We start from the raw sequence: 23878 nt of genomic DNA on the forward strand, positions 1-23878 counted from the left end.
CCACCTGCGATAGCCCTTCCCGACAGGGCGTAATGTATTGCGCAATGCGTCATTTACGCCTCAGCCAGCCAGCACCTGCCATTCGTATTCCACCAGCAGTCGCATCGCCACAGCCCATCGCCACCTGATTCACGCTGGAAAAATCCCGTCTTTTCAATGACTCATGCCTGCGGGAAACCGTAGCTGAGTGGATAAACCGCAGTTTCACCTGTCGGGAAGGGCTAGAAGGTACATCCTTTTGGCCAGATGCCAGCCCACCTTGCTTGTTAGAAAGTCTGCCCTCCTGCCGTGCGCAATCATGCAGCACCCGGTACAGACCCACAGCGAGCAGCATGCTGGCCAGCCGTGCCAGCATCCCCCCGGGCATTGCCTCACTCGCTGTGTTTTTTAAAAGCAATGGCGAGGAGAACACACCCATGGCAGAGCATCCACTCCGGGAAACACAACTGAATACGGCCACCAAGGGACTGGGCGAAAGTCCCGCTTCCTGCTCCCTGCAGGATGTTGCCAGCCTGGGCTGGAACATCTTGCGCGAAGAGGTCAGCCTGCCTGCCGCCGTACTGCGCCAGAGCCGCATCCAGCACAATCTGCACTGGATGCAGGATTTCATGCAGCGCTACGGTGTAAAGCTGGCACCGCATGGCAAAACCACCATGAGCCCGGCGCTGTTCCAGTTGCAACTGGATCATGGTGCCTGGGGCATTACCCTGGCTACCGCACCACAGGTCCAGGCCGCCTGGATGCACGGTATACGGCGTGTACTGCTGGCCAACCAACTGGTGGGCAAGGGAAATATGGCCATCATTTCCCGCCTGCAACAGGCAGATCCCGGCTTCAGCTTCTGCTGCATTGTGGATTCAGCCGCCAATGTCGATGCACTGGGCCAGTACTTTGCAGCGGCAGGTCAACGCCTGCGCATCCTGCTGGAATACGGTGTGGAAGGCGGGCGCACCGGCATCCGCTCCCCGCAACAGGAAGAAGCCGTGCTGGCCGCCATTGCCCGCTGGCCGCAATCACTCAGCCTGATTGGTGTGGAAGTTTATGAAGGCGTGCTGCAGCAGGAGGCCGATATCCGCGCCTTCCTGCAATTCGTGCTGGCCCGAACCCGCGTACATGCAGCCGCCGGCCTGTTTGTCGAAGAAGACATCATCCTCACCGGGGCCGGCTCGGCCTGGTACGACGTGGTGGCCGACACGTTTTCCGGCTTCGATCCAGGACAGCCGGTCAATATCCTGCTCCGTCCCGGCTGCTACCTCACCCACGATGTCGGCATCTACCGTCATGCCGAACAGCGCATCCACAGCAATAACCCCATCGCCCGCGATATGGGCAGCAGCCTGCAACCGGCACTGCAACTATGGGCTTACGTACAGTCCGTGCCGGAGGATGGCCGCGCCATCATCGCATTGGGTAAGCGTGATGCCGCCTTTGATGCCGGTTTGCCGCAGGTTTCCCTGCACTTCCGTCCCGGACGCGACCAGCAGCCTTCGGCCGCTCCTGCCGACTGGATTGTCAGCACCATGATGGACCAGCACGCCTTCATGCGCATTCCCACCGATGCCGACCTGCAAGTGGGCGACATGCTGGCTTTCGAGATATCCCATCCCTGCCTCACCTTCGACAAATGGCGCCAGCTGCTGCTGGTGGACGACGCCTTGAATGTTACCGGTGCAGTGGAAACCCTGTTCTGAATCCCCCGCACGACCGCCCCTGCCATGCACGGGGGCGGCATAGCCCCGCATCAAAAAGGAGAAGTACATGACGCCAGTCCTGGGCAGCCAGTTGCTGCTGTATGCCGCCATCGCCATCATCGCGCTGGTAGTGCTGATCGCCCGTTACCGCATCAACCCCTTCATCGTGCTGACCGTGGTTTCCATCGGCCTGGCCCTGGCGGCGCAAATGCCAGCCAAAGACATCATGGCCGCCTATGAAACCGGGGTAGGCAAAACGCTGGGCCATATCGCGCTGGTGGTGGCATTGGGCACCATGCTGGGCAAGATGATGGCCGAATCCGGCGGTGCCGAACGCATTGCCCTGACGCTGATCGACAAATTCGGCGAGAAGAACGCCCACTGGGCCATGGTGTGCATCGCCTTTGTCTGCGGCCTGCCGCTGTTTTTCGAAGTGGGCTTTGTCCTGCTGATTCCGATTGCCTTCACCGTAGCCAAGCGTGCTGGCGTCTCCATGCTGCTGGTTGGCCTGCCCATGGTGGCCGGGCTGTCAGTGGTGCACGGCCTGGAGCCACCGCACCCGGCTGCCATGCTGGCCGTAGGCGAATATGGTGCACAGGTTGGCAAAACCGTGTTCTACGCCATCATCGTCGGCGTGCCCACGGCCATCATCGCCGGACCGCTGTTTGCCAAATTCATCGCCCCGCGCATTGATCTGCCAGCAGAAAACCCGATTGCCAGCCAATTTACCGAACGCGAAGCCACACCGCGTGAACTACCCGGTTTTGGCATCACCATTTTCACTATCCTGCTGCCGGTATTCCTGATGTTGCTGGGCGGCTGGGCCAATGTGCTGACTGAAAAAGGCAGTGCCATGAACGGCCTGCTGCAATTCATCGGCAACTCGGTGATTGCCTTGCTGATCGCCACCCTGGTCAGCTTCTGGACGCTGGGTCTGGCTCGCGGCTTCAGCCGTGACGACATTCTCAAATTCACCAATGAATGCCTGGCCCCCACCGCCGCCATCACCTTGCTGGTGGGTGCCGGTGGTGGTCTTAACCGCATCCTGATTGAAACCGGCGTCACCAAGGAAATCATTGCGCTGTCGGCAGAATTCCAGCTCTCCCCCCTGTTGCTGGGCTGGCTGCTGGCCGTGCTGATGCGGGTAGCTACCGGCTCGGCCACCGTGGCGATGACCACCGCCGCCGGGATTGTCGCCCCCATTGCCATGGCCAGCGGCTATCCGCATCCGGAACTACTGGTGCTGGCCACCGGTGCCGGCTCGCTGATTCTGTCCCACGTCAACGATGGCGGCTTCTGGCTGGTAAAAGAGTATTTCAACATGACCGTGGTGCAGACCCTGAAAACCTGGACCGTGCTGGAAACACTGATTTCTGTCGTGGCCTTTGCCCTGACGCTGGGACTGGCCCAACTGCTCTGAGCCAGACTCACCACCCTGTTCTCCCGGCTTGGCAGCACGCGCTTGCCTGCATGTAGCCGGGAGCCTTCCGGAGAATCCTCATGCACCATCTGGATACCCTGATTCGCCAGGTCACGCTTGTTGATGGCAGCGGGGCAGCAGCCTTTATCGCTGATGTCGGCATCCGCCAGCAGCGCATCGCCTTTATTGGCGAAGCCCATCAGGTACAAGCAGATCATGAAATTGACGGCCAGGGCCTCACCCTGGCACCAGGCTTCATCGACGTCCACACCCACGATGACACCATGGTGATCCGCCAGCCGCAGATGCTGCCCAAGCTCAGCCAGGGCATCACCACCGTCATTGTCGGCAACTGTGGCATCAGTGCATCGCCCGTCAGCCTGAAGGGTGAGCCACCCGATCCGATGAATCTGCTCGGCCCGCGTGAAGCCTTCCGCTACCCCCGCTTTGCCGACTACCGTGCAGCCGTCGAACAGGCCGAACCGGCGGTCAACGTGGCCGCGCTGATCGGGCATACCGCCCTGCGCAGCAATCATCTGGACCGGCTGGACCGCAGTGCCAGCGCAGATGAAATCAGCGCCATGCGCGCGCAACTGGCCGACAGCTTGCAAAATGGTGCACTGGGCCTGAGCAGCGGGCTGGCCTATGCCTCGGCCTTCAGTGCGGACAGTCACGAAGTGGAACAACTGGCCGCCGAGCTCGCCAACTTCGGCGGCATCTACACCACCCATCTGCGTAGCGAATTCGAACCCGTGCTGGATGCCATGGAAGAAGCCTGGCAAGTAGGCCGCCATGCCAACAGCCCGGTCATCGTGTCGCACATGAAATGCGCTGGCAAAGGTAACTGGGGACGCAGCCCGCAACTGCTGGCTTCACTGGAGGCCGCAGCCGGACGCCAACAAGTAGGCTGTGATTGCTACCCCTACTCCGCCAGCTCCTCCACGCTAGACCTGAAACAGGTCACCAGCGACTTCGAGATTTTCATCACCTGGTCCACCCCGCACCCGGAAATGGCCGGCCAAACCCTGCAGGCCATTGCCGCGCAATGGCAGCTGCCGCTGCTGGATGCTGCGCGCAAGCTGCAACCGGCAGGCGCGGTGTATCACGGCATGGACCCTGCCGATGTCGAACGCATTCTCAGCCACCCGCTCACCATGGTGGGTTCGGATGGTCTACCGGAAGACCCGCTGCCGCACCCCAGATTGTGGGGCGCATTTCCCCGCGTGCTGGGCCACTATTGCCGCGAACGCCAGCTGTTCAGCCTGGAAACCGCCATTCACAAGATGACCGGGCTATCCGCCAGTCGCTTTGCCATTGATGAGCGCGGTCTGATCCGCCTCGGCTACTGGGCCGATCTGGTGCTGTTTGATGCAGCCACCGTTCATGACACTGCCAGCTTCCAGTCTCCCATCCAGGCGGCCCAGGGCATTGTCGCAGTTTGGGTAAATGGCACCCTCAGCTGGCAACACACCGCCCCGACTGGCGCACGTGCCGGACGCTTTTTGCCGCGTACCCGCGACATCCGCACCACCTTCCCCTGCTCTCCCACCCCCTGAACATAGAAAGAACCCATCATGAGCGATCTGAAACGCTATGGCATTGCCGGTGGTACCGGTGGCCAGACCATGCCCTTTGCCCGTGCAGTGCAAGCCGCCGACGGCTGGCTGTATGTCTCCGGCCAGACACCAATGATCAATGGCGAAGTGATTGAAGGCGGCATCGTCACGCAGTCACACCAGTGCATGCAGAATGTCATGGCCATCCTCAAGGAGGCCGGTTACGGCCCGGAGCACGTCGTACGCTGCGGCGTTTGGCTGGATGACACGCGCGACTTTGCCTCCTTTAACCGGGTCTTCCTGCAGTATTTTGGCGAACATCCGCCTGCCCGCGCCTGCGTGCAGGCCAGCATGGTGATTGACTGCAAAGTGGAAGTAGACTGTATCGCCTACAAGAAGCCCTAAACCCGGTTCCGGCCGGCCGTTGTCTGCATGACAACGGCCCATGCATCCCCTCACAGGAAAGACAGCACCATGCATATTGCCTGCCTTGGTGAAGGCATGATCGAACTGAGCGGTCAGCCGCTACAACGCCGCTTTGGTGGCGATACCCTGAACACTGCCATTTATCTGGCGCGCGTGTTGGCGGGTAGCCCCCATCAGGTGCGCTATCTGACCGGCATGGGACAGGACAGTCTCAGCCGTCAGCTGCTGGCGGACTGGCAAGCCGAAGGTGTGGATGTCAGCCACATCGTCATCCTGCCAGGCAAACTGCCCGGTCTGTACATGGTGGAAACCGATGCCCATGGCGAGCGCAGCTTCCTGTACTGGCGCAACGACAGTGCCGCGCGCCATTACTTTGCTTCCGGCATCGACTTTTCCAGCCTGCTGCACACCGCACAGCTTCAGGCGGTTTACCTGTCTGGAATTTCGCTGGCCCTGTTCAACGACCGCGAGCGACAACGCCTGCTGGATGCCCTGCGTGACTTCGCCCAGGATGGCGGCAAAATCTGGTTTGACAACAACTTCCGCCCCTCGCTCTGGACATCCGCACAAGCGCGTGCAGGACATGAAACCGTCCTGGCCCTGGCCGATATCGCCCTGCTGACGCTGGACGATGAACAAGCACTGTATGGCAAGGAAGATGCAGAAACCGTCGCCCAACGCACACTGGCATTGGGCTGCAAGGAAGTGGTGATCAAGCGCGGCGGTGAACCATGCCTGTTGGCCAGTGCTGATTTGCGGGCAGAGGTACTGGCCACTGCCGTACCACAAGTGGTGGATACCACGGCAGCTGGTGATTCGTTTGCCGCCGGCTATCTGGCCAGCCGGGTATTGGGCTATCCCCCCGCCCAGGCCGCAGCCTTTGCCCATCGCCTGTCAGCAGCCGTGATTGCCCACAGCGGAGCCATTATCCCGCGCGACGTCATGCCGCAGCGCTGATTGATACAGACAAACACCGGCAACTTGCCGGTGTTTTGCTTTTGATGATCACTCATGGAATGAATCAGGAGGCTGTCGATGGACGTGTATCGCTTGCGTAATGATCATTCCTTTATGAGAACACTGCGAGAGCAAGCCCGCCATAGACTGCATGGTGATACTAACCGTTTCACGGATCAGGAACTGTTTGACCTGATGAAGGTGGAGGAGCATTTCAGGGAATGGCAGCGCAGGCAGGCCAGCTTATTGTTCGATGGTGAAACTCTGTTTTGGCAAGAAGCCGGCCAAGAAAAAAATGGACCGCGTATTCTGGGCGTGAAGGCTATTGGTCGCCCAGGTTTCAAAGCCTAAGAGATAAAGGGCCGATTCCTGAAGGCTCCTATCTGCTTAAACAGAGTGAGTTTTATACTTGGGAAGGAACAGACTCATTTAGTCGCTTGATCTGTTTTTCTGGTTGGCTTCAGTTGAAACTGGGGAAATGGCCTGGCTGTAGGACAGCATGGGGTGAACAACGAATAGCATTGATTCCTCAGACACATACTAATGTGCATGGCCGTCATGGCTTTACCATTCATGGCGGAGAATTTCCGGGCTCAGCGGGATGTGTTGATTTGACCAATAACATGGACAGTTTTGCAGAATATTTCCAGCGCTATGGGAAGGATATGTTGCTGGAGGTGCGTTACAAGCACCTACCCGATGGACAAGACTACCACCGCAGCCGGTTAGAACGGAATTAGGCCATGATCAAAAATAGATATAACATTAAAGCTAGCCTGCTACATGGATTAAAATTGTTGCTCAGCCTTTATCTGTTTCTTATTATCACAGTGGGCGGGCTGTATAATATACTATCACCATTCGACAAAACACCAGACTACCATAGGGTCTTTCTACTCTTCGAGCAATTTCCTTATCCGCCTCAATATTACCACTTCAAAAAATACCTGGAGATAGTCATTTATTATGGCTGGGCAATATTTGACATCATCGCAGCAGGACTGGCTTTGTTAATGTTATGGCGACCCATACAAATCAAAAACAAGTGGCTGTTATGGTTGCCATTCATTGCCAATACATCAATATTTTTTTACTTCTGCCTGATAATGTATGGCGTACTGTAGTTGACCACACACACATCCCGCGCAGATTAACCACTTTATAGAATACATTTAACAGACTTGGCTATTACTACCAAGCTGCTCAGCGCCGCTTCCACCACCAGCTGGTATCCGGTTTGACATTACCGGGCGGTAATTCGGTATTGGCGATCTGCGTGGTTTGCCAGCCATTGTCGGCCAACAACTGGATGGCTTCCGCGTGATGCCGCAGAAACAGCGCCTTGAAACTGCCATCGCGTTCGGCCAGTTTAAGGCCCTGTAGTACACGTTTGGCCAATGGCGTGTTTTCCTTGCTCACCCAGAAATACACGGGAAAGGGAAAGTAGATGGCCTTGGTTTTTTCCAGCGTCAGGCCGGGATAGTGGGGCAACTGCTCCCGCATTTCACTGCCCACCTCGTTCAGCCCGCGCGGAAATGCATCGAAACGACCGGCGGCCAGCATCTCGAACAGGCTTTCATAGCCGATGGATGCCAGCACTTCGTAGCCGTTGTTCTTCATGATGGGGTAGTCGGCCCACTGGCTATTGAGTCCCAGCCGGACACCGGTACGGAATTGCTGCGGATTCATGCCCTTGAAGATGGGCAGATCATCCTTGCGCACAAAAAACACCCGGTAGCCGATGATGCCCTTGAGGATGTCCATGCGCACCGGCTGTAGCAGTCGCTCCCGCTGGCTATTGGGTGCAAAGGCCAGCACATCCACCTTGCCCGAGATCAGCAGCTGTTCGGCACGCCATTGCGTAACCTTTTCGCTCAGCGGCACCAGTTCGTAGTGGTGATGATCCAGCTTCTCCACATGATCCAGCGCCAGCTTGAGCAAGTCCCAACGGTAGGTGTAAATACTGCCGCCGGGGTAGTAACGGATGACCTGATCTCCCGCCTGCGCATGGGCCAGCCCTGGCAAGCAAAGCAGTGCCAACAGCCAGATACGCCACGAATACGGGCAAGAGAAGGGCTTGAAAATACTGAATGATGGCATGCGTCCCGTCCTGTGCTGCCTTAGCTTACGCAGACAATATGAAAGTTCATCGCTGTCTGCGTGAGGGGCAGTCTGTTCCCCCAGCATACTGCAGCACGGGGGAATGACAAGTTTTGTTACTTGGCGGGCAGGCTGGTGCAAAAGCACGGAGGGGAAGAGTGGCCGGGCAGGACAAGATCGGGATGCGCAGCATGCTGTCGCGCATCCCTTATTGCTTAGTGTTGTGCTGTCGGCAATGCCAACTTGCGTACGGCGAGGCAGGCCGCCGGTCGCAAGTCTTGCGCCTCGCCCTGCTCTACCGCCTGCGCCAGCCGCTGACGCATGGCCGGGGCCCAGAAACGTTGCAGATGGCTGGCGATTTCGGCGGCGGCTTCTTCCTCGCTGCAATCGGCGCTGAAAAAGTCGCTGATCTGATTAGCCATCTTCACCAGGTGTGACGGGTTCATTGCACCTCCTCCCCACGGCCTTGCCGCAGCAGCTCCTGTTGCTGACGACTGAAATGGCGGTAGCGTTGTTGCCATTCCGACGGCTGGTTGACCTTGATGATTTCCACTGCCGTTACCTTGTATTCCGGGCAATTGGTGGCCCAGTCGGAATTATCCGTGGTGATGACATTGGCCCCGGATTCCGGGAAGTGGAAGGTGGTGTACACCACCCCGGCGGCCACCCGTTCGCTCACCTTGGCGCGCAGTACGGTCTGGCCGGCACGGCTGGCCACGCCCACCCAGTCGCCATCGACAATGCCACGGTTTTCGGCATCGGCGGGGTGGATTTCCAGCCGGTCTTCCTCGTGCCAGGCTACGTTGTCGGTGCGGCGGGTTTGCGCGCCCACATTGTACTGACTGAGGATGCGCCCGGTGGTGAGCAACAGCGGGAAGCGGCTGTTGACACGTTCTTCGGTCGGCACATAGCGGGTAATCATGAAGCGGCCCTTGCCGCGTACGAATTCGCCAATATGCATGGTGACCGTGCCATCCGGCGCTGCCGCATTGCATGGCCATTGCAGGCTGCCATGGCGGTCCAGCGCGGCATAGCTGACGCCGTTGAAGGTGGGCGTCAGGCGGGCGATTTCGTCCATGATTTCTGCCGGATGGCTGTAGTCCATCGCATAGCCCAAGGCCTGGGCCAGGGCCACGGTGACTTCCCAGTCGGCCTTGCCGCCCAGCGGATCCATCACCTTGCGCACGCGCGAGATGCGGCGCTCGGCATTGGTGAAGGTGCCGTCCTTTTCCAGGAAGGAGCTGCCCGGCAAGAACACATGGGCAAACTTGGCGGTTTCGTTGAGGAAAATATCCTGCACCACCACGCATTCCATGGCCGACAGCGCGGCGGTGACATGCTGGGTATTGGGGTCGCTCTGCGCGATGTCCTCGCCCTGGCAGTACAGCGCCTTGAAGCTGCCATCCAGTGCGGCTTCGAACATATTGGGAATGCGCAGGCCGGGTTCGTTATGCAGCGACACGCCCCAGGCCTGTTCAAATTCGGCGCGCACCATGTCGTCCGACACATGGCGGTAGCCGGGGAATTCGTGCGGGAAGCTGCCCATATCGCAGGAGCCCTGCACATTGTTCTGACCGCGCAGCGGGTTCACCCCCACGCCTTCGCGGCCGATATTGCCGGTGGCCATGGCCAGGTTGGCAATCGCCATCACCGAGGTACTGCCCTGGCTGTGTTCGGTCACGCCCAGGCCGTAATAAATGGCGGCATTGTCCGCACTGGCATACAGCCGGGCGGCGGCGCGGATGTCATCCGCAGCTACACCACATACGTCGGCCATGGCTTCCGGTGCGTGTTCCGGCTGGGCGACAAAATGCCGCCAGTGGCCAAAAGCTTCGCTATCGCAACGGGCGGCGACAAAGTTTTCGTCCAGCAGCCCTTCGGTGACGATGACATGGGCCAGCGCATTGAGCATGGCCACATTGGTGCCGGGGCGCAGCGCCAGATGGTGGGCAGCGCGGGCGTGGATGGCGTCCACCAGATCGATACGGCGCGGGTCGATGACAATCAGCTGCGCGCCCTGGCGCAGGCGGCGCTTGAGCTGGGAGGCAAACACCGGGTGAGCGTCGCTGGGATTGGCGCCGATCACCAGCACCACATCGGCCTGCATCACCGAATCGAAGCTTTGGGTACCGGCGGATTCGCCCAGCGTCTGTTTCAGGCCATAACCGGTGGGCGAATGGCAGACGCGGGCGCAGGTGTCGACATTGTTATTGCCAAAGGCGGCGCGCACCAGCTTTTGCACCAGATAGGTTTCTTCATTGGTGCAGCGGCTGGAGGTGATGCCGCCCACCGCGTCGCGGCCATATTGTTGCTGGATGCGGCGGAATTCGCTGGCAGCATGATTGAGCGCCACTTCCCAGCTGACTTCCTGCCACGGCTCGTCGATGCTGCTGCGTATCATCGGCTTGGTGATGCGGTCCGGGTGGGTGGCATAGCCCCAGGCAAAACGGCCCTTGACGCAGGAGTGGCCATGATTGGCCTGGCCGTTTTTGTCCGGCACCATGCGCACCAGCTGATTGCCCTTGAGTTCGGCACGGAAGGAGCAGCCCACGCCGCAATAAGCGCAGGTGGTGATAACGCTGCGTTCCGGCTGGCCCCACTGGATAACGCTCTTTTCCATCAGCGTGGCAGTCGGGCAGGCCTGTACACAGGCCCCGCAGGACACGCATTCCGAACCAAGAAAATCCGCCCCGCCTGCCGGGCTGACACGGGAATCGAAACCGCGCCCGGCAATGGTCAGCGCAAACGTGCCCTGGGTTTCTTCACAGGCGCGCACGCAGCGGTTGCACACGATGCACTTGGACGGGTCGTAATCGAAATACGGGTTGGAAACGTCTTTCTTGTCCTGCAGATGGTTGGCCCCGTCCATGCCATAGCGCACTTCACGCAGGCCCACCTGCCCGGCAACGGTTTGCAGCTCGCAATTGCCATTGGCACTACAGGTAAGGCAGTCCAGCGGATGATCGGAGATATACAGCTCCATCACGCCCCGGCGCAGCTTGGCCAGCTTGTCGCTTTGGGTACGCACCACCATGCCGGGCGATACCGGGGTGGTACAGGAAGCCGGATAGCCGCGATGGCCGTCGATTTCCACCATGCACATGCGGCAGGAGCCAAACGGCTCCAGGCTGTCGGTGGCGCACAGCTTGGGAATGGCGGTGTCCAGCAGCGCCGCCGCGTGCATGACAGAAGTACCCGGCGGCACGCTGATGTTCTGGCCGTCGATGGTGAGGGTGATGCTGGCCTCACCGGCGCGTGCCGGCGTGCCCATGTCCTTGTTGCAGGATGCACCTGCTCCGCATTGGCAGCTCATTGTGCTTTCTCCTGTGGTTCCAGCCCGAAATCGGCCGGGAAATGACGCATGGCACTTTGCACGGGGAACGGCGTCATGCCGCCCAGCGCGCACAAAGAGCCGTATTGCATGGTGTCGCACAGATCATCCAGCAGCGCGCGCTGGCGCTGGCGCTCGGCGCTATCCGGTGCGGCCAGTAGGCGGTCGATCACTTCCACCCCACGGGTGGAGCCGATGCGACAGGGCGTGCATTTGCCGCAGGATTCCTCGGCGCAGAACTGCATGGCAAAGCGTGCCATCTGCCCCAGGTGCAAGCTGTCATCGCACAGCACCGCGCCACCGTGGCCCAGCATGGCACCAATGGCAGCCAGCGCTTCGTAATCCAGCGGGGTATCAAACTGCGACGGTGGAATCCACGCGCCCAAGGGGCCGCCCAGCTGTACGGCTTTTACCGGTTTGCCGCTGGCGGTACCGCCGCCGTAGTCGTGCACCAGCTCACGCAAGGTCAAACCGAACGCCCGCTCCACCAGCCCGCCACGCCGTACATTGCCTGCCAGCTGGAAAGCCATGGTGCCCAGCGAACGGCCCATGCCGAAATTGCGATACCAGCTGGCCCCGCGCGACATGATCAGCGGCACCGAGGCCAGCGACAGCACGTTGTGCACCAGAGTGGGCTGGCCGAACAGGCCTTGCAAAGCCGGTAGTGGCGGCTTGGCGCGAACCGTGCCACGGCGGCCTTCTACCGATTCCAACAGCGAGGTTTCCTCGCCGCAGATATAAGCCCCGGCACCTTCGCGCACTTCAATCTCAAATTCATGCCCGCCGTGGGCCACATCCTCACCCAGATAGCCATGGGCGCGGGCAATATCAATCGCCTGACGCAGCACGGCAATGGCCGGGGCGTATTCGGAACGCACATAGATGTAGCCCCGGCTGGCACCTACCGCCAGCCCGGCAATGGTCATGCCCTCAATCAGCAGGAAGGGGTCGCCCTCCATCAGCATGCGGTCGGCAAAGCTGCCGGAATCGCCCTCGTCGGCATTGCATACCACGTATTTCTGCTCGGCCTGGGCCTGACGCACGGTGCGCCACTTGATGCCCGCCGGGAAAGCCGCACCGCCACGGCCACGCAGGCCGGATTCCAGCACCTCGGCCACGATTTCGTCGTGGCTCAGCCGCGCCGCGTGCTCCAGCCCCTGATAACCGCCATGGGCCAGATAATGTTCCAGCGACAGCGGGCTGGTGATGCCAGCGCGGGCAAACAGCAGGCGCTGCTGGGTTTTCAGATAAGGCAGTTGCTCCACCAGACCGACTGACAACAGGTGATCGCCATTGGCGGCCAGATCCACATCCAGCAGGCTGGCGACTTGATCCGGGCTGACTTCGCGATAACCGGCACGGCCTTGCGGGGTGTCCACTTCCAGCAGCGGCTCCAGCCAGAACAGGCCGCGCGAGCTGGTGCGCACAATATTGATGTCCAGCTTGCGGCGCGCCGCTTCAGCGGTAAACTCCGCCGCCACGGCATCTGCGCCCACGGCGCAGGCGACCGAATCCATCGGGATATACAGGGTCAGCATGAACCCTCCTTGCTACAGGATGCCAACAGGGCAGTCAGTTGTTCCGGGGTGACGCGCGCGTGCAACTGGCCATCCAGCTGCAAGGCCGGGGCACAGGCACAGGCGCCCAGGCAGTACACCGGGCGCAACTCCAGCTGGCCGTCGGCAGTGTGGCCGTGATCGTCCACCCCCAGTTGCGTGCGCAGCTGGGCGGCCAGCGCCTCGGAACCCATGCTCTGGCAGGCTTCGGCGCGGCACAGGCGCAGGCTGTGCGCGGCGGGTGGGGTGGTGCGGAAATCGTGATAGAAGCCGATGACGCCATGCACCTCGGCCTGACTCTGGTTCATGCGGCGGGCAATGTCAGGGATGGCATCCGCCGGAATATGGCCCAGTGCATCCTGTACGGCGTGCAGCAACGGCAGCAGGCCGCCGGGCAGGTCCCGGTATTGCTGCAGCAGTTGCTGGAGTGTCTCTTGTTGTTGTGTGTTCATGCGTGTGGTCCTGCGCGTGAGCCCTGCTTGAAAACAGGCTGTTTGACTGCCAGACGGCAAGATTGCGCCGTCTGGCAGCGCACTGCAATGCCCAATTAGCGTTAGCTGCCGCTTGGGCAAATACTCCGTGATGGTGAGTCCGGTGTCAGGCCGCGCTGAGCAATTGCAGATGTGGGTCGATGACGAATTTCTTCGGTGCACCGCCATCGAAAGCCGCATAACCCTGCGGGGCCTGATCCAGGGTAATCAGCTCCACGCCCACCACTTCGGCGATATTGATGCGGTCCCACAAAATGGCCTGCATCAGCGCACGGTTGTACTTCATCACCGGGGTTTGGCCGGTGAAGAAGGCGTGGGATTTGGCCCAGCCCAGGCCCAGACGTACCGACAAGCTGCCACGGCGTGCGGCCTCGTCCTTGGCACCGGGGTCGTCGGTCACATACAGGCCGGGAATACCAATGCGCCCGGCTTCGCGGGTGACTTCCATCAGCGAATTGAGCACGGTGGCCGGGGCTTCCTGCTGCGACCCGGCATGGCCATGACCACGCGCCTCGAAACCGACGGCATCAATCGCACAATCCACTTCCGGCACACCCAGAATGGCGGCAATCTGCTCGGCCAGCGTGGCGTCCTGCGACAGATCGGCGGTTTCAAAACCCACCGCCCGCGCATGCACCAGCCGCGCCGGGTTCACATCCCCCACAATCACCACTGCCGCGCCCAGCAAGCGGGCCGATGCCGCAGCGGCCAGCCCTACCGGGCCTGCGCCAGCCACATACACCGTGCTGCCGGGGCCGACACCTGCCGATACCGCACCGTGATAACCGGTGGGCAGAATGTCGGACAGGCAGGTCAGGTCGCGGATCTTGGCCATGGCTTGATCGCGGTCGGGGAATTTCAGCAGGTTGAAGTCGGCATACGGCACCATCACGTATTCCGCCTGCCCGCCCACCCAGCCGCCCATGTCCACATAGCCATAGGCTCCGCCAGCGCGGGACGGGTTCACCGACAGGCACACACCGGTGTGCTGTTCTTTGCAGCAGCGGCAACGACCGCACGCCACATTGAACGGCACCGATACAATGTCGCCCTTTTGCAGGGTTTCCACATCGCTGCCCAGTTCGATCACCTCGCCGGTGATTTCATGCCCCAGCACCAGGCCGGAAGGCGCGGTGGTGCGGCCACGCACCATGTGTTGGTCCGAGCCACAGATATTGGTGCTGAGTACTTTCAGGATCACCCCATGGCCCAGCTTGCGCCCCAGGGGGGACACCAGCTCGGGAAAGGGAATGGACTGCACTTCTACCTTGCCTGGCCCTACATAAACTACGCCGCGGTTTCCCGTCATTGTTGTCTCCTCACTGCCACTGCATCGGAGCGCGCCCCGCTCCGGGGGGAGCCTGCGCCAGCCATGGCTGGCGGCCCACCTTAAGGTAAGGGAGTGGGTGATGGGCAACTTGAACAAATACGACAACTTTGCGGTGGATAGCGTCTGTTTGCCACGGTTGACCCACACAAAAAAACCAGTGTAATCATGGGGTTTTATGTATAGAACCGGTGGTGGGCAGGCTTTCATTGCAGCTTCTGCGCGGCGAACGGGAAATGGTGCGACGTCGGTGCGGTGCTTATTTGCCTCCGCTCACGCGGATGATGTTTTACATGCCGCTTCCGCGCGGCAGGCGGGAAAGAGGGCTTGCCTGGCCAAGCCCTCCTTCACCTCCCAGGCCACCCCGGCAAGCATGGCCTGCGGCTGCCCGACAGGGCCCGACCGGGCCGAGGCGCGCCTGAACTCGCGATTTGCTAACGTCAAATCGCTCAAACAGGGCAGGCGCTTAATACCTCGCCCCGGCCACCCGTCGGCATGCTTGATGGGGACAAGGGTGGCGTCGGTGCGGTGGTTTCTGATGGTTTCGGGCTGCGTCCATTTCTGCGCACTTTCCCCTGAAGTCACCCGGCCTGTCTTTTAATTAAAACCTCTGTCGGAGCTGGCCCAGTCCCGTCAGCGCGAGCCGACACAGGCGTGCCGCTCAGGGTTTTAAGCGGTCGGCTGTCCGAAGCGGCGCGACGTTAGCGCGCCGCAAGTTCCGGCCGCGCCCTGAGTGGTGCGGCTGGGGCGGGAATTCGACGCGCTGCGGGTCGCCTTTTCTTTGGGAACTTTCTTTTGGCGAAGCAAAAGTAAAGTACCTCGACGGCGGGGCGAGACCCGCGAAGTTGTTTTTGTCTTTGCTTTTCGATGGTTTTCTTGATGCACAAAGGACAAGCATCCGCTCACGCGGATGATGTTTTGCATTGCCGCTTCCGCGCGGCGAACGGGAAAGAGGGCTTGCGTGGCCAAGCCCTCCTTCACCGCGAAGGCCACCAACAAGCATGGCCTGCAGCTGCCCGGTTTCAGTTTGGCGTTGGTCCCCTGCCCTCTGCCGCCTCCACCCGCCACGCCTGTTTGTTCATCCGTCTGGCCAATAGCTGATGGCAAGCTTCCGCCAGTCGCAATAGCTCGGCATTGCTGCTGGGCAAACCATCCGGCGCGGCAATGTGCTGGGCCAATGCCTGCAAAGGCGTGGCCTGACTGTTGAGCGCCACCAGTCGGCCATGGGCATGGCGGCTGGCGTGGTTGGGGGTGAAATGCAGTTTCAGCAGCCAATGGCCGTGCTGCCAGCCTTGTCCCTGTTCCAGTACCGCACGTAATACCGCATGGCTGATCTGCTGCCCGGCCTCGGCGGCCATTGCCAATGCCTGGTCGTGGCGTGGTGCGTCGCTTGGCCGTTGTTGCAGCGCGGGGAGGATTTGGCGGTTCAGCCAGTGGTACAGCCGTTGTGTAGCGGGGCGATGGATTTGGCGCAGGGCCTGTTGCAGGGTGTTTTCCGGCCAATATTGTGGCGGGCTGTCGTGTGGTGGGTGTTTACAGCAGGGATGTTGTTGGAGGATGTGTTGCAGGCGATGGCGCAGGCGTGGGCCGAATAGCTGGAGGATGTCATCGCCGTGCAGGCAGCAGGTGTGGTGGTGGATGTGGAGGCGGATGAGTTTGCCGAGGTAGGACAGGGTAAGGGGTGGGGGAATGGCTGATGGTGAGTTTTGTGTCATGGGGCTGATCTCCAATTTCACCAACTAGATATACAGGTCGCCAAACCTGATTGCGCCTAGTGGCGCAACCGGGTAAGGCTAATCAGCGTTGTTGGCAGCAGCAAGGGTAGAGGGGCACGGAAACACTGGCATGTGGTGCAGGTAAGGGGTTTGAATCCGCTGTGCGAATGATGTTTTGTGTTGCCGCTTCCGCGCAGCGGACGGGAAAGGGATCTTTGCTTGGCCAAAGATCCCCACTACGGGAAAAGCTAGCCGCATCGTATGGCCTGCGGCTGCCCGACAGGTCCCGTCCGGTGCGAGGCGCGCCTGAACTCGCGATTTGCTAACGTCAAATCGCTCAAACAAAGCAGGCGCTTAAGACCTCGCCCCGGCCACCCGTCGGCATGCTTGACGGGACCGGTTGGCGCGTTGGTGCGGTGGGGAATTCAGTAGATAAGACGATTTCGGATGCTACCAAATAGATTTCTGCTTACGACCCACTGCGGCTCTTCACTTTCACAACTACGAAACAACCGCATTCAGTAACGAAGCTGCCGCTTGGAGGCGATTCCTTCCTATGAATCGGCTACGTCTGCTGCTATCGAGTGAGCTAGTGACCGAGCGGGCCAGGAATGGCAATGACGCCAGGGAAGTTGAGGGTTGTTATACGGACATGGGCATGTAAAATCGCTTGAAAAACATGCTGTTTGGATATAATAATGGCTGGTCGCAATATCAATTTTTATTCGGACGTCGCGGTCCGTATAAACACTGTTAGACGACAGCACTTTCTCGGTGTATCACCAGATTTAGCGTTCACAAAGGAAATATCTTGACACCAGATAGTATAATTACAATTTGCGGTGCCATCATAACCATTGGGGGTGCCATATTTACTCTAGAGCAGGCAAAGAAAGCGAAAAATTACTCAGACCAGATAAAGGTTGACGTAGAGAAGGTTTCACTCATGCGGGTCACAGAATCACTATATAGATGCCAGGAAGAAGTGCGAAAACTTCCCCGTGATCTCACTAATATTCCACGCGGCTTTAGAATCAATGAGGCCTTAGAAAGGATTTGGCCGCACTTCGATCACGTGCTCAGCTCACATGTTCTCAACGGTAATAATTCTGTTATTCGACAAAAGGTCGTAGATGCTCAAAATCTTCTAAAATCCTACGAAATTAAAAAATCAACACCTCCGGTTGATCCGTTCCAGGCACAGTCCTTGATTCAGGAAGTCCTCTCCGAGGTCAATTCAAAAGTATTCAAACTTGATGGGAAAGCATAATGGAAAATATTGCGAACCGGCTTAGCAAACTTGAGTTTCATGTAAAACTTCTTGCCGAATCCATTGACTTTAACGAGAATCCAATTGCATCTTTAGTTGTAAGTTTCAACTGGTCTGAGGAAAATCTAGACTTAGCTCATGATATTTTTGAGAAATTTGACGAAAAACTCCAAAAATCAGAAAAAATAAATTGGCATGAATTTGAGAGAGAGTTTGATGATAAATTACATATTTCCTATCAGAGGTTAAAATTAATCATTCTGTCTTTCTTTAAAAACGACCAGTGGACTGAAGTTTGTCATGCATATGCATCAAGCTTTGGCGACACAGTTTCTGTTGAATTAAAATCTATTGCACTTAGCAAAAAACGCTAACACAAAATTAGGATAAAAGGCCTGTGATTCTTGGGCGCGGCCTAACATTTAAATGCAGGTGACGCGCGTTGCCGCGCGCACCTGACTCTATGCGTTAAACACCGAGAAAATTCATAGCATTGCCACGGACTTAAAAGAGGATAAACAGTGCATGCATGGCATGGTGGAAGATCTTATTTTACAGAATTCTCTGAAAATGAAATAAAATCCGGCGAGGGTGATTCATTAGGCTGGGGATTTTATTTTGCAGAACATAGAAAAGGTGGTGAATATTTTTCAGAATATATTAACTTCCGCGATGGTGCCGGATATCTTTATGAGGTGAAACTAGAACTGACCGAAGAGGAAATCCTTCACCTTGATGTACCCGTTTCAAAAATGAATCAATGCACCAAATTGCGCATCAGCAAAATCTTCCAAAAAATTGAAAGCGCATTTGATGCACATGTAATCTACCAGACCCTCAGAAACAAACTCGGCGACAAACCGGCCGCAGACGAGCTTAGAAAAGTTGGGATACTCGCCATCGTTACCTATGAAGGAACCAAGCCGAGTCATGGGCAAACATTTTTAGTCCTTGAGAAAAGTCGCATTAACATAATTGAAACATTCCAGTTCTCCAAAAATCCCTATGTTTGGAAACCCTTCCCCAATAATTAATTTATCATTCTGCATAGAAAGCAAAATTCAAAAACCGTAGGAGCGCAAAGGCCCGTGGCTCTTAGACGCGATCTAACATCAAATGCAGCCGACGTGCGTTGCCGCGCGCGCCTGATGCTATCGTTCATGGCAGCTCTTCGATAAATACCGGCCATTCAGCTGCCGAGTAGTTGAAAGTTATGCATGTCCGCTCCTGGCCGATACCAGTCATGCTAGCACGTTGGCATGGAGAAAATCTTGACCTGTATTGGTGACGGTCCAAACAGTGATCCGTTATCGCAAGACCGTACCAACGAAACCTGCTCCCGTCAGCGCGAGCCGACGCAGACGTGCCGCCCAAGGTGTTAAGCGGCTGCATGTTTGAGCACCGTGACGCTAGCACGGTGCGAGTTCAGCCGCGCCTTGGGCGGTGCGGCTGCGGCGGGAATTCGACGCGCTGCGGGTAGCCTTTTCTTTGGGTACTTTCTTTTGGCGAAGCAAAAGTAAAGTACCTCGACGGCGGGACGAGACCCGCGAAGTTGCCTTTTCCTTTGATTTTAAAAGTTAAATCCGCTCGCGCGAATGATGATTCACATGCCGCTTCCGCGCGGCGAACGGGATGATAAGAACAAAGGTCGGAGCTGCCATAGGCCGCACACCAGCCTCCCCAGCAAAAAGCCCCGACCGGAGCCGGGGCTTTCAAAGGTGCGCTACCGATTAAATCAGTGACCCAGTGCCTTGTTCACTGCGGCAAGGCCAGGCTTGCCATCCAGGGTGGTGACACCGGCCAGCCAGGTTTTCAGGATGTCCGGGTTCTTTTTCAGATAGTCACGCGCGGCGATTTCCGGCTTCACCTTGTCCATGATCGGGCCCATCACACGGTTTTCCACGGAGGTGGTAAAGCGCAGGTTATGCAGCAGCTTGCCCACATTGGGACAGCGGGTTTCGTAATCCGGGCTGATGGCGGTAAACACCTTGGCCTCACCCAGATTGGGGCCGAACACGTCGTCGCCGCCGGTCAGGTAGGCCATCTTGTATTTCACGTTCATCGGGTGCGGTTCCCAGCCTAGGAACACAATCCACTTTTTCTGACGGATGGAGCGTTCCACTTCGGCCAGCATGCCGGCTTCGCTGGATTCCACCATCTTGAAACCAGCCAGATTGAACTGGTTTTTCTTGATCATGCCGTCAATCAGCAAATTGCCGTCATTACCCGGTTCGATGCCGTAGATCTTGCCGTCCAGCTTGTCCTTGAACTTGGCAATGTCCTTGAAATCCTTCAGGCCACCGGCTGCCACATAGTCCGGCACCGCCAGCGTGTACTTGGCACCCACCAGGTTGGGGGTGTCCAGCACCTTGATCTGGCCGGCCTTGACGAAGGGCTCGATCACCGGGGTCATGGACGGGTTCCAGTAACCCAGAAACACGTCGATCTGCTTGCTCTTGATGCCGGAAAAGGTAATCGGCACCGAGGCGATGGTGGTAGTGGGCTTGTAGCCCAGGCCTTCCAGCACCACGCTGGCCATGCCGGTGGTGGCGGCGATGTCGGTCCAGCCTACATCGGCAAAACGGACATTGCGGCATTGCGCCGGGTCATTGGCCAGCGCGCTGCCACAGGCAGCCAGCAATACCGTACCCAGCATCAGCTTGCGAATTTTCATTACACCACTCCCGTATAAATATTTTGATGAAGCCATCGACAGGATTGCCGCGCCGTGCCGCAGGCAGAACAGCCATGAATGTGTGGATAACCAGGATCTGACACATGGCAAGAGTGCCATGAAGCCGTAACCGGACTTGCGCCAGCACGACCGCGATTTGCAAGAAAGCGCCGTAGAAAAAAAACCAGCACTGCAAGGAGTAACAGCACTGGCCGCCATGGCCGGCTGCCGGTTTTGCCGCCCGGCAGCCACCAGGCTCAGGCGATGACAGCAGAGTCCACCAGATACTGCTGCCGCTCGCGGCTGGGCGGATAGCCGAACAAGCCACGATAGGATTTGGAGAAATGCGATGAGGACAGAAAACCACAGGCTACGGTGACTTCCATCACGCTCATATTGGTTTGCAGCAGCAATTCGCGCGCGCGGCGCAGGCGCAAGTCCAGGTAATACTGCGCCGGGGTGGTATTCAGATAGCGCTTGAACAGGCGCTCCAGATGGCGCAGCGACACGCCCAGTTCGTCGGCCAGGTTTTCCAGCGAGCGCGGGTTTTCGATATTGCTTTCCATCGACAGCGCCGCATCCACCAGGGTTTCGTGGCCGGTGCCGATGCGCGCCAGCAAGGGGATGTGCTGGCGGTCGCCATTGTCGCGCAGGCGGTCAACGATAAACTGCTCGGACACATCCGCCGCCAGGCTCTTGCCGCCCTTGTGGCGAATCAGGTGACACATGAAATCCAGCGGCGCCGTGCCGCCACTACAGGTAAAGCGGTCGCGATCCAGTACAAACAGGTCGGAGGTGAACTTGGTCTTGGGGAATTCCTCGCTGATGGACAGCAGGTTTTCCCAGTGGATGGCACAGCGGTAGCCATTGAGAACCCCGGCCTTGGCCAAGGCAAACGTGCCGGTACAGATGGCCCCCAGCGGCACGCCCTGGGCGGCAAAGCGGCGGATGATGGACAACACCTTGTCGTCCACAGCATCACGTACCTGCCAGCCGCCACAGACAATCAGCATGTCGTATTGCTGCGGGGCTTCGGGGGCGGTAATGGGCGATAGCTCCAGCCCGTTGCTGGCGGCCACCGGTTGGCCATCGGCCGACAGCAGGCTCCAGCGGTACAGCTTCTTGCGTGACAGATAGTTGGCCATGCGCAGCGGTTCCACGGCATTGGAAAACGCAATCATGGAGAACTTGTCCAGCAGCAGGAAACCAATATGCGACAACGAAGCGATTTGTTGTGGACCCATGGTGACCTCGGTAGGTGATGTGTGTTGAATGGTTTTGTGTTGTCTTGCATCGGCCGGATGATGCTTGCCATCCGGCCTGTTTGCTGTTGCAGGGTCTAACTGCCCTGCTCTGCCGCACGCGTGGTGGGCGTGTGGCCGAAACTCTCGGTAATGCGGTCCAGAATGATGGCCAAGAGCACCACCGCCAGGCCGCTTTCAAAGCCCAGGCCCACATCCAGCCGCTGGATACTGGCCAGTACATCGTTACCCAGGCCACCGGCCCCCACCATGGAGGCAATGATCACCATGGACAGCGCCATCATGATGGTCTGGTTGACCCCGGCCATGATGGATGGCAGCGCGATGGGCAGCTGCACCTTGAACAACAGCTGCCAGGAGGTACAGCCAAAGGCGTTGCCCGCCTCTACCTGCTCCTTGTTCACCATGCGGATGCCCAGGCTGGTGAGGCGCACAGCAGGTGGCACGGCAAACACCACGGTGGCCAGAATCCCCGGTACCCGGCCCAGGCCAAAGAACATGGCGGCCGGAATCAGGTAAACAAAGGCTGGCATGGTTTGCATGAAATCCAGCACCGGGCGCACCAGCATGCCCACCAGCTTGTTGCGCGCACACCAGATGCCCACCGGCACCCCCAGCATCAGGCTGACGCAGGTGGCAGACAGGGTCAGCGCCAGCGTGGCGATGGTTTGCCCCCAAAAGCCGGTGGCCCAGATCAAGCCCAGCGCGGCGCAGACAAACAGGGCAAACTTCCAGCCCAGCCGCCAGAAACCTACACAAGCAAAAATTGCGCCCATGGCCAGCGGCGGAATGCCCAGCAACAGGAATTCCACCATGGTGGCAAACCAGTCGATGGTGTTGCCGATGGCGTCAAAGGCCCCGGCGTTGTGGTCCAGCATGAAATGAATGACCTTGTTGACCCAGTCGCCAATCGGCAACATGTCTTGCGTGCTGATATCAGCCATGACGGCGTACTCCTTCGGTGCGGCTCACGCACCATCCCGACACGGCGGCCCAGGGACGGCACGGTTTGCCAGTTGTCCGGTTCAGTTGGTGGCGGTGCTTTGCAGGCGGTGCTGGGAGATCTTGCTCAGCACGCTGCTGGGCGTAATCAGGCCCAGGCACTGGCCCTGATCGTCACGCACCTGCAAGGGTTCGGTCTGGCCCAGCAACTGCTGCAACACATCCGGCAGGCTGCAGGACGGCGGCACATGCAGGCCGGGGCGGCCCGAGTGCGGCGGATTGGCCACTTCGATCAGGTCCTTGGCTTGCAGATAACGCGAGGTATCCACGCTCTTGAAGAAGTTGCGCACGTAGTCGTCCGCCGGGTTTTCGATGATTTCCTGCGGCGTACCCACCTGTACCAGCCGTCCGCCTTCCATGATGGCGATGCGGGTGCCGATGCGCAGCGCCTCTTCCAGATCGTGCGACACAAAGAAAATGGTGCGGCGCTGCTCGCGCTGCAGCTTAAGCAGGATGTCCTGCATTTCCGAGCGCTTGAGCGGGTCCAGCGCCGAGAACGCTTCGTCCATCAGCATCAGCGAGGGGTTGACCGCCAGCGCACGCACCAGGCCGACACGCTGCTGCATGCCACCGGACAGTTCGTGCGGATATTTGTGGGCAAACGGGGCCAGGCCCACTTGTTCCAGGACTTCCATGCCACGGGCTTCGCGGGTCTTGCGGTCTACCCCGGAAATTTCCAGCCCGAAAGCCGCGTTATCCAGCACCGAGCGGTGTGGCATCAGGGCAAAGCTCTGAAACACCATGCTCATGTCGCGGCGGCGCAAATCCACCAGTTGCTTGTGATTGAGCTTGGTGATGTCCTGGCCATCCAGGATGATCTGGCCGTCGGTGGGGTCCATCAGGCGGTTGATCAGGCGGATCAGCGTGGATTTGCCGGAACCGGACAGGCCCATCAATACGAAGATTTCACCCTCCTGCACGGAAAACGACACATCGTTCACGCCGACCACACTGCCGGTCTGCTTGAAGACTTCATCTTTGTGCGTGCCAGACTTCAGCATGCGCATGACATCCGAGGACTTGCCTCCAAAAACCTTGTAGAGGTTCTTCACCACTATCTTGGCCGACTGCATTGTCTCTTCTCCTTCGTAGCGATCGCA

22 protein-coding genes are annotated in these 23878 nt (G+C 58.7%); 10 read left to right on the plus strand and 12 right to left on the minus strand.

Annotated elements, in window-relative coordinates:
• Positions 1–416 precede the first annotated feature (416 nt).
• From ACODR9_RS14820 to ACODR9_RS14850, 7 genes are all read left to right on the plus strand, one after another.
• Positions 417–1691 (plus strand): amino acid deaminase, encoded by a 1275-nt coding sequence (locus tag ACODR9_RS14820; RefSeq protein ID WP_488810183.1) that lies wholly within the window; start codon positions 417–419, stop codon positions 1689–1691.
• 67 nt (positions 1692–1758) lie between these two features.
• Positions 1759–3111, plus strand: a complete 1353-nt coding sequence (locus tag ACODR9_RS14825; RefSeq protein WP_488810184.1) for a GntT/GntP/DsdX family permease — start codon at positions 1759–1761, stop codon at positions 3109–3111.
• A gap of 80 nt (positions 3112–3191) precedes the next feature.
• Positions 3192–4667 (plus strand): N-acyl-D-amino-acid deacylase family protein, encoded by a 1476-nt coding sequence (locus tag ACODR9_RS14830; RefSeq protein ID WP_488810185.1) that lies wholly within the window; start codon positions 3192–3194, stop codon positions 4665–4667.
• 18 nt (positions 4668–4685) lie between these two features.
• Positions 4686–5072 (plus strand): RidA family protein, encoded by a 387-nt coding sequence (locus ACODR9_RS14835; RefSeq protein ID WP_488810186.1) that lies wholly within the window; start codon positions 4686–4688, stop codon positions 5070–5072.
• A 69-nt stretch (positions 5073–5141) separates the two neighbouring features.
• A complete protein-coding gene (locus ACODR9_RS14840) occupies positions 5142–6050 on the plus strand; it encodes a sugar kinase (protein ID WP_488810187.1) in 909 nt (302 codons plus the stop codon).
• 78 nt (positions 6051–6128) lie between these two features.
• Positions 6129–6401 carry a hypothetical protein gene (locus ACODR9_RS14845; protein ID WP_488810188.1) on the plus strand — a complete coding sequence of 91 codons (273 nt, stop codon included), beginning with the start codon at positions 6129–6131 and terminating at the stop codon, positions 6399–6401.
• The gene (locus ACODR9_RS14850; protein WP_488810189.1) at positions 6320–6790 is read left to right on the plus strand and encodes a tlde1 domain-containing protein; all 471 of its coding nucleotides are present in this window, start codon (positions 6320–6322) and stop codon (positions 6788–6790) included. The genes ACODR9_RS14845 and ACODR9_RS14850 overlap by 82 nt, the downstream gene beginning before the upstream one ends.
• A gap of 463 nt (positions 6791–7253) precedes the next feature.
• Here the strand turns inward: ACODR9_RS14850 and ACODR9_RS14855 are convergent, their stop codons facing one another.
• The 8 genes from ACODR9_RS14855 to ACODR9_RS14890 form a co-directional block, all read right to left on the minus strand.
• Positions 7254–8150, minus strand: a complete 897-nt coding sequence (locus ACODR9_RS14855) for a substrate-binding periplasmic protein (RefSeq protein ID WP_488810190.1) — start codon at positions 8148–8150, stop codon at positions 7254–7256.
• Positions 8151–8365: 215 nt separating this feature from the next.
• Positions 8366–8596 carry a formate dehydrogenase subunit delta gene (locus tag ACODR9_RS14860; RefSeq protein ID WP_199103144.1) on the minus strand — a complete coding sequence of 77 codons (231 nt, stop codon included), beginning with the start codon at positions 8594–8596 and terminating at the stop codon, positions 8366–8368.
• Positions 8593–11463, minus strand: a complete 2871-nt coding sequence (gene fdhF, locus ACODR9_RS14865) for a formate dehydrogenase subunit alpha (RefSeq protein ID WP_488810192.1) — start codon at positions 11461–11463, stop codon at positions 8593–8595. The genes ACODR9_RS14860 and fdhF overlap by 4 nt, the downstream gene beginning before the upstream one ends.
• Positions 11460–13019, minus strand: a complete 1560-nt coding sequence (locus ACODR9_RS14870) for a formate dehydrogenase beta subunit (protein WP_488810193.1) — start codon at positions 13017–13019, stop codon at positions 11460–11462. The genes fdhF and ACODR9_RS14870 overlap by 4 nt, the downstream gene beginning before the upstream one ends.
• Entirely contained in the window at positions 13013–13489 is a 477-nt protein-coding gene (locus tag ACODR9_RS14875; RefSeq protein ID WP_488810195.1) for a formate dehydrogenase subunit gamma, read from the minus strand. The genes ACODR9_RS14870 and ACODR9_RS14875 overlap by 7 nt, the downstream gene beginning before the upstream one ends.
• Before the next feature lie 145 nt (positions 13490–13634).
• Positions 13635–14837 (minus strand): formaldehyde dehydrogenase, glutathione-independent, encoded by a 1203-nt coding sequence (fdhA, locus tag ACODR9_RS14880; protein ID WP_488810196.1) that lies wholly within the window; start codon positions 14835–14837, stop codon positions 13635–13637.
• 687 nt (positions 14838–15524) lie between these two features.
• On the minus strand, positions 15525–15779 hold the full coding sequence (locus ACODR9_RS14885) for a hypothetical protein (protein WP_488810197.1): 255 nt from the start codon (positions 15777–15779) through the stop codon (positions 15525–15527).
• Positions 15780–15877: 98 nt separating this feature from the next.
• On the minus strand, positions 15878–16570 hold the full coding sequence (locus tag ACODR9_RS14890) for a hypothetical protein (protein WP_488810198.1): 693 nt from the start codon (positions 16568–16570) through the stop codon (positions 15878–15880).
• 811 nt (positions 16571–17381) lie between these two features.
• Here ACODR9_RS14890 and ACODR9_RS14895 point away from each other — a divergent pair.
• From ACODR9_RS14895 to ACODR9_RS14905, 3 genes are all read left to right on the plus strand, one after another.
• Positions 17382–17840: a hypothetical protein gene (locus ACODR9_RS14895; RefSeq protein WP_488810199.1), complete on the plus strand. Its 459-nt coding sequence runs from the start codon at positions 17382–17384 to the stop codon at positions 17838–17840.
• Positions 17840–18214: a DUF1878 family protein gene (locus ACODR9_RS14900; protein WP_488810200.1), complete on the plus strand. Its 375-nt coding sequence runs from the start codon at positions 17840–17842 to the stop codon at positions 18212–18214. Before ACODR9_RS14895 ends, ACODR9_RS14900 begins: the two co-directional genes overlap by 1 nt.
• A gap of 147 nt (positions 18215–18361) precedes the next feature.
• A complete protein-coding gene (locus ACODR9_RS14905; protein WP_488810201.1) occupies positions 18362–18874 on the plus strand; it encodes a hypothetical protein in 513 nt (170 codons plus the stop codon).
• A 701-nt stretch (positions 18875–19575) separates the two neighbouring features.
• Here ACODR9_RS14905 and ACODR9_RS14910 read toward each other — a convergent pair.
• From ACODR9_RS14910 to ACODR9_RS14925, 4 genes are all read right to left on the minus strand, one after another.
• On the minus strand, positions 19576–20514 hold the full coding sequence (locus ACODR9_RS14910; protein ID WP_488810202.1) for a choline ABC transporter substrate-binding protein: 939 nt from the start codon (positions 20512–20514) through the stop codon (positions 19576–19578).
• A 257-nt stretch (positions 20515–20771) separates the two neighbouring features.
• Positions 20772–21758 carry a GlxA family transcriptional regulator gene (locus tag ACODR9_RS14915; RefSeq protein ID WP_488810203.1) on the minus strand — a complete coding sequence of 329 codons (987 nt, stop codon included), beginning with the start codon at positions 21756–21758 and terminating at the stop codon, positions 20772–20774.
• 95 nt (positions 21759–21853) lie between these two features.
• Complete coding sequence (locus ACODR9_RS14920; protein ID WP_488810204.1) at positions 21854–22720, minus strand: ABC transporter permease; 867 nt, start codon at positions 22718–22720, stop codon at positions 21854–21856.
• Between the two features lie 81 nt (positions 22721–22801).
• Positions 22802–23851, minus strand: a complete 1050-nt coding sequence (locus tag ACODR9_RS14925) for a quaternary amine ABC transporter ATP-binding protein (RefSeq protein WP_488810205.1) — start codon at positions 23849–23851, stop codon at positions 22802–22804.
• Positions 23852–23878: the final 27 nt, after the last annotated feature.

Source organism: Aquitalea sp. FG25 (genome assembly GCF_057809375.1).

What these genes read in the sequence shown, in the direction of transcription:
- ACODR9_RS14845 (WP_488810188.1), top strand. Translation starts at nt 6,129, where the DNA reads ATGGACGTGTATCGCTTGCGTAATGATCATTCCTTTATGAGAACACTG.
- ACODR9_RS14890 (WP_488810198.1), bottom strand. Translation starts at nt 16,570, where the DNA reads ATGACACAAAACTCACCATCAGCCATTCCCCCACCCCTTACCCTGTCC.
- ACODR9_RS14885 (WP_488810197.1), bottom strand. Translation starts at nt 15,779, where the DNA reads ATGCAAAACATCATCCGCGTGAGCGGATGCTTGTCCTTTGTGCATCAA.
- ACODR9_RS14920 (WP_488810204.1), bottom strand. Translation starts at nt 22,720, where the DNA reads ATGGCTGATATCAGCACGCAAGACATGTTGCCGATTGGCGACTGGGTC.
- ACODR9_RS14875 (WP_488810195.1), bottom strand. Translation starts at nt 13,489, where the DNA reads ATGAACACACAACAACAAGAGACACTCCAGCAACTGCTGCAGCAATAC.
- ACODR9_RS14835 (WP_488810186.1), top strand. Translation starts at nt 4,686, where the DNA reads ATGAGCGATCTGAAACGCTATGGCATTGCCGGTGGTACCGGTGGCCAG.
- fdhF (WP_488810192.1), bottom strand. Translation starts at nt 11,463, where the DNA reads ATGAGCTGCCAATGCGGAGCAGGTGCATCCTGCAACAAGGACATGGGC.
- ACODR9_RS14855 (WP_488810190.1), bottom strand. Translation starts at nt 8,150, where the DNA reads ATGCCATCATTCAGTATTTTCAAGCCCTTCTCTTGCCCGTATTCGTGG.
- ACODR9_RS14860 (WP_199103144.1), bottom strand. Translation starts at nt 8,596, where the DNA reads ATGAACCCGTCACACCTGGTGAAGATGGCTAATCAGATCAGCGACTTT.
- ACODR9_RS14915 (WP_488810203.1), bottom strand. Translation starts at nt 21,758, where the DNA reads ATGGGTCCACAACAAATCGCTTCGTTGTCGCATATTGGTTTCCTGCTG.
- ACODR9_RS14870 (WP_488810193.1), bottom strand. Translation starts at nt 13,019, where the DNA reads ATGCTGACCCTGTATATCCCGATGGATTCGGTCGCCTGCGCCGTGGGC.
- ACODR9_RS14825 (WP_488810184.1), top strand. Translation starts at nt 1,759, where the DNA reads ATGACGCCAGTCCTGGGCAGCCAGTTGCTGCTGTATGCCGCCATCGCC.
- ACODR9_RS14820 (WP_488810183.1), top strand. Translation starts at nt 417, where the DNA reads ATGGCAGAGCATCCACTCCGGGAAACACAACTGAATACGGCCACCAAG.
- ACODR9_RS14830 (WP_488810185.1), top strand. Translation starts at nt 3,192, where the DNA reads ATGCACCATCTGGATACCCTGATTCGCCAGGTCACGCTTGTTGATGGC.
- ACODR9_RS14840 (WP_488810187.1), top strand. Translation starts at nt 5,142, where the DNA reads ATGCATATTGCCTGCCTTGGTGAAGGCATGATCGAACTGAGCGGTCAG.
- ACODR9_RS14900 (WP_488810200.1), top strand. Translation starts at nt 17,840, where the DNA reads ATGGAAAATATTGCGAACCGGCTTAGCAAACTTGAGTTTCATGTAAAA.
- fdhA (WP_488810196.1), bottom strand. Translation starts at nt 14,837, where the DNA reads ATGACGGGAAACCGCGGCGTAGTTTATGTAGGGCCAGGCAAGGTAGAA.
- ACODR9_RS14910 (WP_488810202.1), bottom strand. Translation starts at nt 20,514, where the DNA reads ATGAAAATTCGCAAGCTGATGCTGGGTACGGTATTGCTGGCTGCCTGT.
- ACODR9_RS14925 (WP_488810205.1), bottom strand. Translation starts at nt 23,851, where the DNA reads ATGCAGTCGGCCAAGATAGTGGTGAAGAACCTCTACAAGGTTTTTGGA.